The sequence below is a fragment of the Marinobacter gelidimuriae genome, from assembly GCF_000372805.1.
GTDB lineage: Bacteria > Pseudomonadota > Gammaproteobacteria > Pseudomonadales > Oleiphilaceae > Marinobacter > Marinobacter gelidimuriae.
This window is the reverse complement of record NZ_KB889917.1, coordinates 1-15,598: the sequence shown is the minus strand read 5'-3', so window position 1 is coordinate 15,598 and position 15,598 is coordinate 1. Positions and strand designations below refer to the sequence as shown.

Genomic DNA, 15,598 nt, shown 5'->3' with positions numbered 1-15,598 from the left:
TGCTCCGATCGCCATGGAAGATGGTCTGCGCTTCGCGATTCGCGAAGGCGGCCGTACCGTAGGCGCCGGTGTTGTTGCCAAGATTCTCGAGTAATACCCGAGTTAGGGTGTTACTGGGGTGAAAGTGCACTGAGTTGTTTCGGTGCAGGCCAGTAGCTCAATTGGCAGAGCAGCGGTCTCCAAAACCGCAGGTTGGGGGTTCGATTCCCTCCTGGCCTGCCATTTTTAACATCTAGATACATAAGTTGATTCCTATGGAGTCAAGATCTGTTCAATCAAGCAGCCGCTTAGATGTTGTGAAGTGGCTTGTAGTATTTTTGCTGGTCACGGTTGGCGTGGTTGGTAATCAGTATTTTGCTGCTGAGTCTTTGCTTTATCGCGTGATTGCATTAGTAGTATTAGCTGCTATCGCGGCTTTTGTTGCAGTGCAAACATCACGTGGCGGCCGCTTTGCTGCGCTTCTAAAAGAGGCGCGTGTCGAAATTCGCAAAGTGGTTTGGCCCACAAGGCCGGAACTCATACAGACAACGGCCATCGTGATTGTGTTTGTTTTAGTTGTGGCTTTGCTGTTGTGGGTTATGGACTCGCTAATCAGTTTGTTGGTCGCCAGATTTATCGGTTAACGGGAGTGGGCAATGGCTAAGCGCTGGTACGTGGTACATGCGTATTCTGGCTTCGAAAAGCATGTAATGCGCACCCTGAAGGAGCGCATTGCTCTTAACGGACTGGAAGAGCAGTTTGGCGAGATCCTGGTTCCGACCGAGGAAGTCGTCGAGATGCGTGACGGCAAGAAACGCAAAAGTGAACGCAAATTCTATCCCGGATACGTATTGGTCCAGATGGAACTTGAAGACGCAACCTGGCATCTTGTAAAGAATACGCCTCGTGTTCTCGGATTTATTGGCGGTACGAAAGAAAAGCCCGTGCCTATTACGGAAAAAGAAGCGGACGCGATTCTTCGTCGCCTTGAAAGCGGTGTTGACAAGCCCAAGCCGAAAACTCTGTTTGAGCCGGGCGAAGTTGTTCGCGTCGTTGAAGGGCCCTTTGCGGACTTCAATGGCGTTGTTGAGGGAGTTGATTACGACAAGAGTCGTGTCAAGGTTGCTGTATTGATCTTTGGCCGATCAACTCCGGTTGAACTGGAGTTTGGTCAGGTAGAAAAAGACTGATTTAGCAGCAATAAGATAAAAGCTCGCGCGCCATGGCGTCGCGGGCTTTTTGTGTCTGCAAACGGGGAGCTGAAAAGCGTTTGAACCCATAGGAGAGTTATCATGGCAAAGAAAATTGATGCCTATATCAAGCTACAGGTTGCTGCCGGTAAGGCCAATCCAAGCCCCCCCGTTGGCCCGGCTCTGGGTCAGCGCGGCGTAAATATCATGGAATTCTGCAAGGCGTTCAACGCTAGGACGCAGGATATGGAGCAGGGCCTTCCTATTCCTACCGTGATCACCGTATACAGCGATCGCAGCTTTACGTTTATCACCAAAACCCCGCCCGCGCCGGTACTGCTGCTGAAAGCGGCAGGCGTGAAAAGTGGTTCTGGTCGGCCGAACACCGATAAAGTTGGCAAAGTGACTCGCGAGCAGATCGAAGAAATTGCGAAAATGAAAGAGCCGGACCTGACCGCCGCCACTATGGATGCTGCGGTTCGGACCATTGCAGGTACAGCCCGCAGTATGGGCCTGACCGTGGAGGGCCTGTAACATGTCAAAGCCAAGCAAGCGTCAAACGTTGATTCGTGAAAAAGTAGAAGCTGGCCGTGCATACACTATGGAAGATGCGGTCGCCCTTCTGGTTGAGCTGGGTCAGCACGTTAAGTTCAAAGAATCTGTAGACGTCGCCGTAAATCTGGGTGTGGATGCGCGTAAATCCGATCAGGTCGTACGTAGCAGCACGGTTCTGCCGCACGGTACCGGTAAAACGGTTCGCGTTGCTGTATTTACCCAGGGCGCTAACGTTGAGAAAGCCAAAGAAGCCGGTGCCGACATTGTTGGTATGGATGATTTGGCCGATGAGATCAAAAAAGGCAACATGGATTTTGACGTGGTTATCGCCAGCCCTGATGCTATGCGCGTTGTGGGCCAGCTGGGTCAGATCCTGGGCCCCCGTGGCCTTATGCCAAACCCTAAAGTAGGTACCGTAACCCCCGACGTAGCCACAGCGGTTAAAAACGCTAAAGCAGGTCAGGTTCGCTACCGTACTGATAAAAACGGCATTATCCATTCTCCACTGGGTAATGTTGAATTCTCTGCGAAGAACATTCAGGAAAACCTGGAAGCACTGATTGCAGATTTGAAAAAGGCTAAGCCTTCATCGTCCAAAGGCGTGTATCTGAAGAAGATCACACTGTCTTCGACCATGGGGCCTGGCCTGACTATTGATCAGAGCGCTCTGGATATCTAGGCGTCTGATCGGTAGTTGCTTTGTAGTCTGGGCGGAAGCCAAGGCTGTCAAAGACCGCAGGCCCCCGAAGCTGCTTTTTTGAAAGCGCTACAGGGGTTAAAGCAATACCTGCGCAGACGGTGTGAAGACGTTCTCTGAACCCAAACACCGTTAGGCGCCCGTAGAGAGTGGATCGCAATCACTGCAGAAAGTAGGCAGGTTGGGAAGAAGCTTTCGAGGGCATAGATGGGTTTGCCGGGATTTTCCCGGCGAAATCGAGGAGAAATCCAGTGGCAATTAGACTCGAAGACAAGAAAGCGATCGTCGCTGAAGTCAACGAGACTGCCGGTGGTGCTCTGTCTGTTGTTCTGGCTGACTACCGTGGTGTCACCTCTGGTGATATGACGGCTCTGCGTGCAAGAGCTCGTGCTGAAAATGTGCATCTTCAGGTTGTTCGTAACAACCTGGCTAAGATCGCCATTCGCGGCACCGAGTTCGAATGCATCGGCGAGGCCCTGGTCGGCCCGACTATTCTGGCTTTTTCAATGGAAGATCCAGGCGCCGCTGCGCGTCTGTTGAAAGATTTTGCCAAAGAGAAAGAAGCGTTCGAAATCAAAGGTCTTGCCGTTGGCGGAGTTTTGATGAGCGCAGACCAGATCGATCGCCTTGCCAAGCTACCAACGCGTCACGAAGCGTTGACTATGCTGGCAGCGGTTACACAGGCACCAATCACCAAGCTCGCACGTACTTTGATCGAAGTTCCAACCAAAGTAACCCGTGCAGTAGCGGCAGTTCGCGACCAGAAGCAAGAAGCTGCTTGATTCTGTTGAACACCATTTTATTATTTTTCGGAGAAAGTCATGGCTCTGTCCCACGAAGAGATTTTGAACGCAATTGCTGAAATGAGCGTAATGGATGTTGTTGCTCTGGTTGAAGCAATGGAAGAAAAATTCGGCGTTTCTGCTGCCGCTGCTGTTGCCGCTGCACCTGCTGCCGCTGTCGCTGAAGTTGTTGAAGAGCAGACCGAATTCGACGTAGTATTGACCGGAATCGGCGAAAAGAAAGTTAACGTCATCAAAGCCGTTCGCGAGCTGACAGGCCTGGGCCTGAAAGAAGCGAAGGAAATGGTTGACGGCGCTCCTTCTACTATTAAGGAAGGCGCTAGCAAAGCCGAAGCTGAAGAAGCCAAGAAGAAGCTTGAGGAAGCAGGCGCTTCTGTTGAGCTTAAGTAATAGTCGGTTTCTGATCGGCGCCATGCACTAGCATGGTCAGGCTGGTGGCTTATGAGCCACCGGCCTTTTTCTGTTGTATATGCTATAGAGTCTGAAAGCGGTTTTTGGTTGATTTTGAGCCACCGGGCCGTAATCAGGTTCACGTTCAAGACGGCGCGATATGCCGAGCAATTCGGCCCCGAAGCAGAACAATGGTTGCTTCTTGATACCAGGTATCAGATTTAACGCTGGGGAATGCAGATGAGTTACTCCTACACTGAAAAAAAGCGGATCCGCAAAGATTTTAGTAAGTTGCCGTCCGTGATGGATGTCCCCTATTTGCTGTCTATTCAGCTGGACTCGTTCCGGGACTTCCTTCAAAGCGAATCTGCTGCTGAAGATCGCCGGGAAACCGGTCTTCATGCGGCCTTCAAATCCGTATTCCCGATTGCCAGTTACTCTGGTAATGCCGCGCTTGAATACGTGAGTTACCGTATAGGTGAGCCGGTTTTTGACGTCAAAGAATGTCAGCTTCGGGGCGTCACCTATGCCGCGCCTTTGCGCGTGAAAGTTCGCCTGATTATTTATGACCGTGAATCGTCCAACAAGGCGATCAAGGACATCAAGGAACAGGAAGTCTACATGGGCGAAATGCCCCTGATGACTGAAAACGGTACCTTCGTTATCAATGGTACCGAGCGTGTTATCGTTTCCCAGCTGCATCGTTCACCGGGTGTATTCTTTGATCACGACAAGGGTAAGACCCACTCCTCCGGCAAGCTGTTGTACTCAGCCCGGGTGATTCCTTATCGTGGCTCCTGGTTGGACTTCGAGTTTGACCCGAAAGATGCCGTATTTGTGCGCATCGATCGTCGCCGCAAACTGCCGGCGACCATCTTGCTGCGCTCGCTGGGTTACACCTCCGAGCAAATGCTGGCAATGTTCTTCGAAACCTCGAAGTTCAACATTGGCGCTGAAACGTGCAAGCTTGAACTGGTTCCAAGCCGTCTTCGTGGCGATATCGCAACTTTCGATATCAAAGACAATGACGGTAACGTGATTGCTGAAGAAGGCCGTCGTATTACCGCGCGCCATATCAAGCAGCTTGAAAAAGCCAATATCTCCGAGCTGGAAGTGCCGACCGAGTATCTGTATGGCCGCGTTTTGGCCAAAGACATGATCGACACCAAAACCGGGGAAATGCTGGTTGAGTGTAACTCGGAGCTGACCGCAGAGCTGATCACCACCATCCTGGACGCTGGCGTTACGGACATTGAAACGCTGTACACCAACGATCTGGATTGTGGTCCGTTCATGTCGGACACCTTGCGCAACGATCCTAGCCGCACACCGCTGGAAGCGCTGGTAGAAATCTACCGGATGATGCGTCCCGGAGAGCCGCCCACGAAAGAGTCGGCGGAAAATCTGTTCAACAATTTGTTCTTTTCTGAAGAGCGTTACGACCTGTCTGCAGTCGGCCGTATGAAGTTGAGCCGTCGTTTGCGCCGCGATGAAAGCACCGGTGAGAGCATTCTGACCCACGCCGATATTATCGACGTGCTTAAGACGCTGATCGACATCCGTAACGGACAAGGCCAGGTAGACGACATCGATAACCTGGGCAACCGCCGTGTGCGTTGTGTCGGCGAGATGGCCGAAAACCAGTTCCGTGTTGGTTTGGTGCGCGTAGAGCGCGCCGTGCGCGAGCGTCTGAGCCTGGCAGAAAGCGAAGGTTTGATGCCTCAGGACCTGATCAACGCCAAGCCAGTTGCGGCGGCGGTGAAGGAGTTCTTTGGCTCCAGCCAGCTGTCCCAGTTTATGGACCAGAACAACCCGCTGTCAGAAGTGACTCACAAACGCCGCATTTCTGCACTTGGGCCAGGCGGTCTGACCCGTGAGCGCGCCGGCTTTGAGGTTCGCGACGTACACCCGACCCATTACGGCCGCGTGTGTCCGATCGAAACACCGGAAGGCCCGAACATCGGCCTGATCAACTCTCTGGCGACTTTTGCCCGTGCCAACTCCTACGGCTTTTTAGAAAGCCCGTACCGGAAAGTAGCCGATGGCTTGGTCACCGACGAGCTGGTATACCTGTCTGCCATTGAAGAAAGCAACTACGTTATCGCCCAGGCCAGTGCAGAGATGGACGACGGTAATCGTCTGGTTGAGGAGCTGGTGACGGTTCGTCACCAGAACGAAACCACGGTTATGCCACCGGAAGCGGTTAACTTCATGGACGTGTCACCGCGTCAGGTTGTTTCCGTAGCTGCATCGCTGATTCCGTTCCTCGAGCACGATGATGCTAACCGCGCTCTGATGGGTGCGAACATGCAACGCCAAGCCGTACCTACGCTACGCGCACAAGTGCCTTTGGTGGGTACGGGTGTTGAGCGTATCGTGGCCCAGGATTCTGGCGTGTGCGTAACCGCTCGTCGTGGCGGTGAAATTGAAAGCGTTGACGCGGCACGTATTGTAGTACGCGTGAACAACGAAGAGACCGAAGCTGGTGACGCTGGTGTGGATATCTATAACCTCACCAAATACACCCGTTCGAACCAGAACACCTGTATTAACCAGCGCTCGATCGTGCGCCAGGGCGATGTCATTGCTCGTGGTGACATACTGGCCGACGGTCCATCAGTAGATCTTGGTGAGTTGGCGCTGGGCCAGAACATGCGCATCGCGTTCATGCCCTGGAACGGTTACAACTTTGAGGATTCCATCCTTATCTCCGAAAAAGTGGTGCAGGAAGATCGCCTGACCACGATCCATATTCAGGAACTGACCTGTGTGGCGCGGGATACCAAGCTGGGTAGCGAGGAAATTACCGCCGACATCCCGAACGTGGGTGAGAGCGCGCTGTCCAAGCTGGATGAGTCCGGCATTGTCTATATTGGCGCGGAAGTCAGCGCCGGAGATATTCTGGTCGGCAAGGTAACACCGAAAGGTGAAACCCAGTTGACGCCGGAGGAGAAGCTCCTAAGGGCTATCTTCGGTGAGAAGGCGTCCGATGTAAAAGACACCTCCTCCCGCGTGCCGACAGGCACCCGTGGTACGATTATCGATGTTCAGGTATTCACCCGTGACGGCATCGAAAAGGACCAGCGTGCGCAAGTGATTGAAAAGCAGCAGCTGGACAAGTACCGCAAAGATTTAAAGGACGAGTATCGCATTGTTGAAGGTGCCACCTACGAGCGCTTGCTGAGCGCCCTTGAGGGCCAGGAAGTGATCAGTAGCCCAGGCCTGAAAAAAGGCAGCAAGCTGGAAGCGGATTATCTGTTGAACCTGCCGCGTCCGGAATGGTTCAAATTGCGCATGAAAGGCGACGATTTGAATGAGCTGCTGGAGAAATCCGAGCAGGGCCTGGAAGAGCGCAAGAAAGATCACGAAGCGCGTTTTGACGACAAGAAACGTAAGTTGCAGCAGGGTGATGATCTGGCGCCGGGCGTTCAGAAAATCGTCAAAGTGTACTTGGCTATCAAGCGCAGCATCCAGCCAGGTGACAAGATGGCGGGTCGTCACGGTAACAAGGGTGTAATTTCGGCAGTCAAGCCGATTGAAGATATGCCGTATGACGAGTTCGGCAATACCGTTGATATCGTTCTGAACCCTCTGGGTGTGCCGTCGCGCATGAACGTAGGTCAGGTTCTGGAAACCCATTTGGGTGCCGCAGCCAAAGGCCTGGGCGAGCGTATCAGTCGTATGCTGGATGAGCAGCGCAAGGTTGCTGAGCTTCGTAAACTGCTGGATGAGATTTACAACCATTCAGCCGAAGTGACACAGGTAGATCTGGATTCCCTGAACGATCGGGAAATCCTCGACCTGTGTAACAACCTTCGCGGTGGTGTGCCCATGGCTACGCCGGTGTTTGACGGCGCTCAAGAAGCTGAAGTTAAACACATGCTCGAGCTGGCAGGCTTTAGCACAACCGGTCAGACCCGACTGTTCGATGGCCGTACCGGTGATGCTTTCGATCGTCTGATCACAGTAGGGTATATGTATATCCTCAAACTGAACCACTTGATCGATGACAAGATGCACGCTCGTTCCACTGGCTCGTACAGCCTGGTTACCCAGCAGCCGCTGGGTGGTAAGGCGCAGTTCGGTGGTCAGCGCTTTGGCGAGATGGAAGTGTGGGCTCTGGAAGCCTACGGTGCAGCGTATACACTGCAGGAAATGCTTACCGTCAAGTCTGATGATGTAAACGGTCGGACCAGAATGTACAAGAACATTGTTGATGGCGATCATCGTATGGAGCCGGGCATGCCCGAATCCTTCAACGTTCTTGTCAAAGAAATTCGCTCGTTGGGTATCGACATCGAGCTGGAATCCGATTGAGCCGAATTGTTTTTGGCAGCGTGAGCGGGCACCGTTGGTGCCCGCCCGAGATTAACGCCATCCGGAGCTTTTACTGATGAAAGATTTATTGAATCTTCTCAAGAGCCAGAATCAGAGCAAAGAATTTGATGCCATCCGTATTGGTCTGGCATCACCTGACATGATCCGTTCCTGGTCCTTCGGTGAAGTGAAAAAGCCTGAAACGATCAACTACCGCACGTTCAAACCAGAGCGTGACGGTTTGTTCTGTGCCAAGATTTTTGGCCCGATCAAAGACTACGAGTGCCTGTGCGGAAAGTACAAGCGCTTGAAGCACCGCGGTGTTATTTGCGAAAAGTGTGGCGTGGAGGTGGCTTTGGCCAGCGTCCGCCGCGATCGCATGGGTCACATCGAGCTGGCCAGCCCGGCAGCTCACATCTGGTTCCTTAAGTCGCTGCCGTCACGCATCGGTCTGATGTTGGACATGACTCTGCGCGATATAGAGCGGGTGTTGTACTTCGAATCCTTCATCGTGATTGAACCAGGCATGACTACGCTGGAGCGCGGTCAACTGCTGAACGACGAGCAGTACTTCGAAGCTCTGGAAGAGTTCGGTGATGAGTTCGACGCTCGCATGGGCGCCGAGGCCATCAAAGAACTTCTGCAAGCCATCGACCTGCAGGAAGAAGTTGACCGTTTGCGTGAAGAAATTCCGCAGACCAACTCGGAAACCAAAATCAAGAAATTCAGCAAGCGCCTGAAAATTCTTGAGGCGTTCCTGTACTCCGGCAACAAGCCGGGCGACATGGTGATGACTGTTCTGCCGGTGCTGCCGCCAGACCTTCGCCCCTTGGTACCGTTGGACGGTGGTCGTTTTGCGACCTCCGACCTGAACGATCTGTACCGTCGGGTGATCAACCGTAACAACCGCCTGAAACGCCTGTTGGAGCTGAACGCGCCCGACATTATCGTGCGTAACGAAAAGCGCATGTTGCAGGAAGCGGTTGACGCGTTGCTGGATAACGGGCGCCGCGGGCGTGCCATTACTGGCACTAACAAGCGTCCGCTGAAATCCCTTGCCGATATGATTAAAGGCAAGCAAGGTCGTTTCCGTCAGAACTTGCTGGGTAAGCGAGTCGACTACTCGGGCCGTTCGGTCATCGTAGTAGGGCCGTACCTGCGCCTGCACCAGTGTGGTCTGCCCAAGAAGATGGCGCTGGAATTGTTCAAGCCGTTTATTTTCTCCAAACTTGAGCATCGCGGCCTGGCCACCACCATCAAAGCGGCCAAGAAAATGGTCGAGCGCGAAGAGGGTGTGGTCTGGGACATTCTGGACGACATCATCCGTGAACACCCGATCATGCTGAACCGTGCGCCTACGCTGCACCGTTTGGGCATTCAGGCGTTCGAACCGGTACTGATTGAAGGCAAGGCTATCCAGCTGCATCCGCTGGTGTGTGCTGCTTACAACGCCGACTTCGACGGGGACCAGATGGCGGTACACGTACCGTTGACTATCGAAGCCCAGCTGGAAGCGCGAGCGTTGATGATGTCCACCAACAACGTGCTGTCACCGGCAAACGGCGAGCCTATCATTGTGCCGTCGCAAGACGTGGTACTGGGTCTGTACTATATGACCCGCGAGCGCAAAAACGCGCTGGGCCAGGGCATGGTGTTTGCCGATGTTAAAGAAGTACACCGCGCTTACGGCGCTGGCAAAGTACACCTGCAAGCCACAGTTAAAGTCCGGGTAAGGGAAGTGGCGATCGCCGAAGACGGCAGCCGTAGCGAGAGTTATAACATCGTGGAAACCACGGTGGGTCGTGCGCTGTTGTTTGACATTGTGCCTGATGGCCTGTCTTACAGCCTGATCAACAAGCCGATGGTCAAGAAAGCAATCTCTAACCTGATCAACATCTGTTACCGCGATGCGGGTCTGAAAGAAACGGTTATTTTTGCTGACCAGCTGATGTACACCGGTTATCAGTACGCCACCGTATCCGGCATTTCGATTGGCTTTAATGACTTCGAAATTCCGCCAGAGAAGTACCAGCTGGTGGATGCTGCGACACAGGAAGTAAAAGATATTGAAAACCAGTACGCGTCCGGTCTGCTGACTCAGGGCGAAAAGTACAACAAGGTTATCGACATCTGGTCACGCGCCAACGACAAGGTCTCTAAGGCCATGATGGAGCGCTTGGCAAAAGAAGCGGTTATGGGGCCTGACGGCAAGCCGTTGATGGATGAGAACGGTGAGCCGGTCATGCAGGAGTCTTTCAACTCCGTGTACATGATGGCCGATTCCGGTGCCCGGGGTTCCGCGGCGCAGATTCGTCAGCTTGCAGGTATGCGTGGTTTGATGGCCAAGCCAGATGGCTCGATCATCGAAACGCCGATTACCGCCAACTTCCGTGAAGGTCTTAACGTACTGCAGTACTTTATTTCCACCCACGGTGCTCGTAAGGGCTTGGCAGATACCGCTCTGAAGACCGCAAACTCTGGTTACCTGACCCGTCGCCTGGTGGATGTGTCTCAGGATCTGGTGGTTACCGAAGTAGATTGCGGAACCACCGAAGGTCTGTTGATGATACCGCACATCGAAGGCGGCGACGTTGTTGTGCCTTTGGGTGCGCGGGTACTGGGCCGGGTAACGGCGCGTGATGCCTTTACGCCGACCGACAAAGACAACGCCATTATTTTGGCCGGTACTTTGCTGGACGAAAAAGCCATCGAAGCGATTGAAGGCGCTGGTGTCGATGAAGTATGGGTGCGCTCTGCGATTACCTGTAATACCCGACACGGCATCTGCTCCAAGTGCTATGGACGTGATCTGGCTCGTGGCCATCAGGTTAACGTGGGCGAAGCTGTTGGCGTTATCGCAGCCCAGTCTATTGGTGAACCTGGTACCCAGCTGACCATGCGCACCTTCCACATCGGTGGTGCGGCAAGTCGGGCTTCTGCGGTAGACAATATTCAGGTCAAGCACGGTGGTATCGTTCGCTTGCACAACTTGAAGTCGTTGGAAAAGAGCAACGGGTCACTGGTGGTTATTTCTCGCTCCTCGGCGTTGGCGATTGCCGACGAACAGGGCCGTGAACGCGAGTGGTACAAGCTGCCTTACGGCGCCGTACTGTCGGTGAAAACCGGCGACGTGATTGAAGCTGGCATAGTCGTGGCAAAATGGGATCCGCACACTCACCCGATCATTGCCGAAGCCGAAGGTGCAGCCAAGTTCGTCAACATGGACCAGGGCATTACCGTGCGCACCCAGACCGACGATCTTACCGGCCTGTCGACAATGGAAGTTATCGATCCGAAAGAGCGCCCGGCCGCTGGTAAGGACATTCGTCCTGCTATCCAGATGTTGGATGAGGCCGGCAACGATGTTGATCTGCCGACGGGAGGCGCGGCGATCTTCTTCCTGCCCGCTAACGCTTTGGTGACTATGGCGAACAGCGCTCGCATCGAGCTGGGTGACGTGGTTGCACGTATTCCCCAGGAAAGTTCGAAGACCCGTGACATCACCGGTGGTCTGCCGCGGGTTGCGGATCTGTTTGAGGCTCGTCGCCCGAAAGTGTCGTCGATTCTCGCGGAAGTCAGCGGTACCGTGTCTTTTGGCAAGGAAACCAAAGGCAAGAAGCGCCTGGTGATTACCCCGCGTGATGCCGATGTCTACGAAGTGCTGATTCCCAAGCACCGTCAGATGAACGTGTTTGAAGGCGAAACGGTTGAAAAGGGTGAGGTAATCTCGGACGGCCCGTCGAACCCGCACGATATTTTGCGTCTGCTGGGTGTGGTTGAGTTGGCAAGGTACATTACCAACGAAATCCAGGACGTCTACCGTCTGCAAGGCGTGGTCATCAACGACAAGCACATCGAAGTTATTGTGCGTCAGATGCTGCGCAAAGTTGAAATCACCGATCCGGGCGATACCCAGATGATTTCTGGCGATTCTGTCGAACTCAACCGGGTACTGGAAGCCAACGAAGCGGCTAATGTCGCCGACAAAGAACCGGCACGGTTCGAACGTCTGTTGTTGGGTATTACCAAAGCGTCGCTGGCAACCGAGTCGTTTATTTCTGCGGCTTCGTTCCAGGAAACCACGCGGGTACTCACCGAAGGTGCAGTAACCGGCAAGCGTGACTACCTGCGCGGCCTGAAAGAAAACGTGGTGGTTGGTCGACTGATACCTGCGGGTACCGGTCTGGCGTATCACGCGGCACGTCGTCGCAAGCGCGAACTGGAACAGCAGGGCGTGACTGCGGCCGATGTTGAAGAAGCACTGAGCGCCGAACTCAACCGCGAAGGCTGAGTTAAACGGCGGCCACCTAGGGGTAGTTACTCACACCTGGGTGGTTAAAAAGAGAACAGTCATCTTGACTGTCCGGGGGCGCGGGCTTAAACTTGCGTCCCCTAAATTTTACCCCCTTCATTGGGGGTAGATTTCATTTATACGGTTTTTTGGAGTTTGCTTACATGGCAACGATTAATCAGTTGGTGCGTAAGCCTCGTAAGCGCAAGGTAGCCAAGAGCGATGTTCCTGCTCTTCAGGCATGTCCTCAGCGCCGTGGTGTGTGCACTCGTGTGTATACCACAACGCCAAAGAAGCCGAACTCAGCACTGCGTAAAGTGTGTCGTGTTCGTCTTACTAACGGCTTCGAGGTTTCCTCTTACATTGGTGGTGAAGGTCACAACCTTCAGGAGCACAGTGTTGTGCTAATCCGTGGTGGTCGAGTAAAAGACCTTCCGGGTGTGCGCTATCACACCGTTCGCGGAACACTGGACACCCAGGGTGTACAGAACCGTAAGCAGGGCCGCTCCAAGTACGGTACAAAACGACCCAAATCCTGATCTTAGATCGGGTGTCTTTTATCGTTGCTTGTTAGAACGATGAGAGTAAGGCTGAGTAGCTGATGCTATCTCAGGGGTTCCTGAAGACCTTTTGACATTAAGGGCTTATCGATGCCTAGAAGAAGAATTGCAGCAAAGCGGGATATTATCCCAGATCCGAAGTTCGGCAGTGCACGTCTTGCCAAATTCATCAACCACGTGATGGAAAGCGGCAAAAAAGGCGTAGCAGAGCGCATCGTTTATGGCGCGCTCACCATTGTTGCCGAAAAATCCAAAGAAGAGCCGATCGACATGTTCGAAAAGGCCCTGGAGAACATCCAGCCGATGGTAGAGGTTAAGTCCCGTCGTGTGGGTGGTGCTACCTACCAGGTGCCTGTAGAAGTACGGCCTTCCCGTCAGCACGCGCTGGCTATGCGCTGGCTCGTTGACTTTTCACGAAAGCGCGGTGAAAAATCCATGGCGCTGCGCTTGGCCGGGGAAATCCTCGATGCCGTAGAAAGTAAGGGTGCCGCTGTCAAGAAGCGTGAAGATGTTCATCGCATGGCAGAAGCCAACAAGGCGTTCTCTCACTTCCGTTTCTAAACAGCCGAGGTTTGTACAGTGGCACGTAAGACTCCGATTAAGCGATATAGAAACATTGGTATTGTTGCGCACGTTGATGCGGGCAAAACCACAACCACCGAGCGAGTCCTGTTCTATACAGGTGTTTCGCATAAAATCGGTGAAGTTCATGACGGCGCGGCCACCATGGACTGGATGGAGCAGGAGCAGGAGCGTGGTATTACTATTACGTCTGCTGCAACGACCTGTTTCTGGCAGGGCATGGATAAGCAATATCCCGAGCACCGCATCAATATCATCGACACTCCGGGGCACGTTGACTTTACCATCGAGGTAGAGCGTTCATTGCGTGTGCTTGACGGCGCTGTTGTTGTGTTCTGTGGTTCTTCCGGTGTTGAACCGCAGTCCGAGACTGTGTGGCGCCAGGCTAATAAGTACGAAGTGCCTCGCATGGTGTTCGTCAACAAGATGGACCGTGCCGGTGCTAACTTCCTGCGCGTAGTTGACCAGATTAAAAAGCGTCTGGGTGCAAACTGTATTCCGGTTCAGTTGCCGATTGGCGCCGAGGACAATTTTGCCGGTGTAGTTGACCTGATTCGTAACAAGGCGATCTACTGGAATCCGGACGACGCTGGCGTAACCTACGAGCAGCGTGATGTTCCTGCCGATATGGTGGACGAAGTGGCCTTGTACCGCGAAAAAATGATGGAAGCGGCTGCAGAAGCGAACGATGAACTAACGATGCGCTACCTCGATGAGGGTGAGCTCAACGTTGAAGACATCAAGAAAGGTCTTCGGATGCGCACTCTGGCAAACGAGATTGTTGTAGCGTGCTGCGGCTCAGCGTTCAAGAACAAGGGTGTTCAGGCCGTACTGGATTCTGTCGTTGAATTCTTGCCGGCGCCGGATGAAGTTAAGGCGATTCGTGGTGAAGTTAACGAAAACGGCGCTGAAGAAACTCGCAAGGCCGACGACTCTGCGCCATTTGCTGCCTTGGCATTCAAGATCGCGACAGATCCGTTTGTCGGTACTTTGACGTTCTTCCGTGTGTACTCTGGCACGCTTCAGTCTGGCAATGCTGTTTACAACTCGGTAAAAGGTAAAAGAGAGCGTGTTGGCCGTATGGTCCAGATGCACTCCAAGGATCGCCAAGAGATCAAAGAAGTTCTGGCGGGTGATATTGCCGCGGCAATTGGTCTGAAGAATGTCACCACGGGTGATACGCTATGCGACGAGAACAATAAGATTATTCTCGAGCGCATGGAGTTTCCGGATCCGGTTATATCGGTAGCGGTTGAGCCAAAGACGAAAGCCGATCAGGAGAAGATGGGCGTTGCACTTGGTAAGCTGGCTCAGGAAGATCCGTCCTTCCAGGTCCGTACTGACGAAGAGTCTGGTCAGACGATCATCTCCGGTATGGGTGAGCTGCATCTGGATATCATCGTTGATCGCATGCGTCGTGAGTTCAATGTTGAGGCAAACATCGGTAAGCCCCAGGTGGCCTATCGTGAGTGCATCCGCAAGTCGGTGGATGTCGAAGGCAAGTTTGTGCGTCAGTCAGGCGGTCGTGGTCAGTACGGTCACGTTAAAGTCAGGATTGACCCGCTGCCCCTGGGCCACGAAGACGCCGAAAACTTCATCTTCGTCAACGAAATTGTTGGTGGTGCTGTGCCCAAGGAATACATCCCGGCGGTTCAGCAGGGTATCATTGAGCAGATGCAGAACGGCTGTCTGGCCGGTTACCCGCTGCTGGGTATCAAGGCAACCTTGTACGACGGTTCCTTCCACGATGTGGACTCCAACGAAATGGCGTTCAAAATCGCGGGTTCCATGGCGATGAAGAAAGGCGCACTGGAGGCGAGTCCGGCTTTGTTGGAGCCGATGATGAAGGTTGAGGTGGTAACACCTGAAGATTACATGGGTGATGTGGTAGGTGACCTGAACCGTCGTCGTGGCCTGATTCAGGGCATGGAAGACGGTGTTAGTGGAAAGGTCGTGCGTTGCGACGTTCCGTTGTCGGAAATGTTCGGTTACGCCACAGATCTGCGCTCCGCTACTCAGGGCCGTGCGTCCTATGCGATGGAATTTTCGCGGTACGCCGAAGCGCCAAATAACATTGCCGAAGCAATTATCAAAAAGGGTTGATACCCAAGACTTGAGTAACAGGAAGAGGTGTAACTGTGTCTAAATCTAAATTCGAACGTAAGAAGCCACACTTGAACGTGGGCACCATTGGTCACGTTGACCATGGTAAGACCACTCTGACAGCTGCCCTG

13 protein-coding genes and 1 tRNA gene are annotated in these 15,598 nt (G+C 53.4%); all 14 read left to right on the top strand.

Annotation, left to right across the window (positions count from 1 at the left end):
- Positions 1–94: EF-Tu C-terminal domain-related protein (locus A3OI_RS22190; protein ID WP_018405055.1), on the top strand; the 94-nt coding region annotated here is incomplete at its 5' end.
- Positions 95–146: 52 nt separating this feature from the next.
- Positions 147–222: transfer RNA gene (locus A3OI_RS0114920), tRNA-Trp, on the top strand.
- A 32-nt stretch (positions 223–254) separates the two neighbouring features.
- Positions 255–623 (top strand): preprotein translocase subunit SecE, encoded by a 369-nt coding sequence (gene secE, locus A3OI_RS0114915; RefSeq protein WP_018405054.1) that lies wholly within the window; start codon positions 255–257, stop codon positions 621–623.
- A 12-nt stretch (positions 624–635) separates the two neighbouring features.
- Positions 636–1,169 carry a transcription termination/antitermination protein NusG gene (nusG, locus tag A3OI_RS0114910; RefSeq protein ID WP_018405053.1) on the top strand — a complete coding sequence of 178 codons (534 nt, stop codon included), beginning with the start codon at positions 636–638 and terminating at the stop codon, positions 1,167–1,169.
- A 102-nt stretch (positions 1,170–1,271) separates the two neighbouring features.
- On the top strand, positions 1,272–1,703 hold the full coding sequence (gene rplK, locus A3OI_RS0114905; protein WP_018405052.1) for a 50S ribosomal protein L11: 432 nt from the start codon (positions 1,272–1,274) through the stop codon (positions 1,701–1,703).
- A gap of 1 nt (position 1,704) precedes the next feature.
- A complete protein-coding gene (rplA, locus tag A3OI_RS0114900) occupies positions 1,705–2,403 on the top strand; it encodes a 50S ribosomal protein L1 (protein ID WP_018405051.1) in 699 nt (232 codons plus the stop codon).
- Positions 2,404–2,672: 269 nt separating this feature from the next.
- Positions 2,673–3,203: a 50S ribosomal protein L10 gene (rplJ, locus tag A3OI_RS0114895; protein WP_018405050.1), complete on the top strand. Its 531-nt coding sequence runs from the start codon at positions 2,673–2,675 to the stop codon at positions 3,201–3,203.
- 39 nt (positions 3,204–3,242) lie between these two features.
- Positions 3,243–3,614: a 50S ribosomal protein L7/L12 gene (gene rplL, locus A3OI_RS0114890; RefSeq protein WP_018405049.1), complete on the top strand. Its 372-nt coding sequence runs from the start codon at positions 3,243–3,245 to the stop codon at positions 3,612–3,614.
- Positions 3,615–3,854: 240 nt separating this feature from the next.
- Positions 3,855–7,931 (top strand): DNA-directed RNA polymerase subunit beta, encoded by a 4,077-nt coding sequence (gene rpoB, locus A3OI_RS0114880; RefSeq protein ID WP_018405047.1) that lies wholly within the window; start codon positions 3,855–3,857, stop codon positions 7,929–7,931.
- A 76-nt stretch (positions 7,932–8,007) separates the two neighbouring features.
- Complete coding sequence (gene rpoC, locus A3OI_RS0114875) at positions 8,008–12,222, top strand: DNA-directed RNA polymerase subunit beta' (protein WP_018405046.1); 4,215 nt, start codon at positions 8,008–8,010, stop codon at positions 12,220–12,222.
- 164 nt (positions 12,223–12,386) lie between these two features.
- Positions 12,387–12,761: a 30S ribosomal protein S12 gene (gene rpsL, locus A3OI_RS0114870; RefSeq protein WP_018405045.1), complete on the top strand. Its 375-nt coding sequence runs from the start codon at positions 12,387–12,389 to the stop codon at positions 12,759–12,761.
- Positions 12,762–12,872: 111 nt separating this feature from the next.
- A complete protein-coding gene (gene rpsG / locus A3OI_RS0114865; protein WP_018405044.1) occupies positions 12,873–13,343 on the top strand; it encodes a 30S ribosomal protein S7 in 471 nt (156 codons plus the stop codon).
- An 18-nt stretch (positions 13,344–13,361) separates the two neighbouring features.
- Complete coding sequence (gene fusA / locus A3OI_RS0114860; RefSeq protein ID WP_018405043.1) at positions 13,362–15,467, top strand: elongation factor G; 2,106 nt, start codon at positions 13,362–13,364, stop codon at positions 15,465–15,467.
- A gap of 35 nt (positions 15,468–15,502) precedes the next feature.
- Positions 15,503–15,598 (top strand): GTP-binding protein (locus A3OI_RS20420; RefSeq protein ID WP_018402796.1); only part of this gene is annotated, 96 nt, incomplete at its 3' end.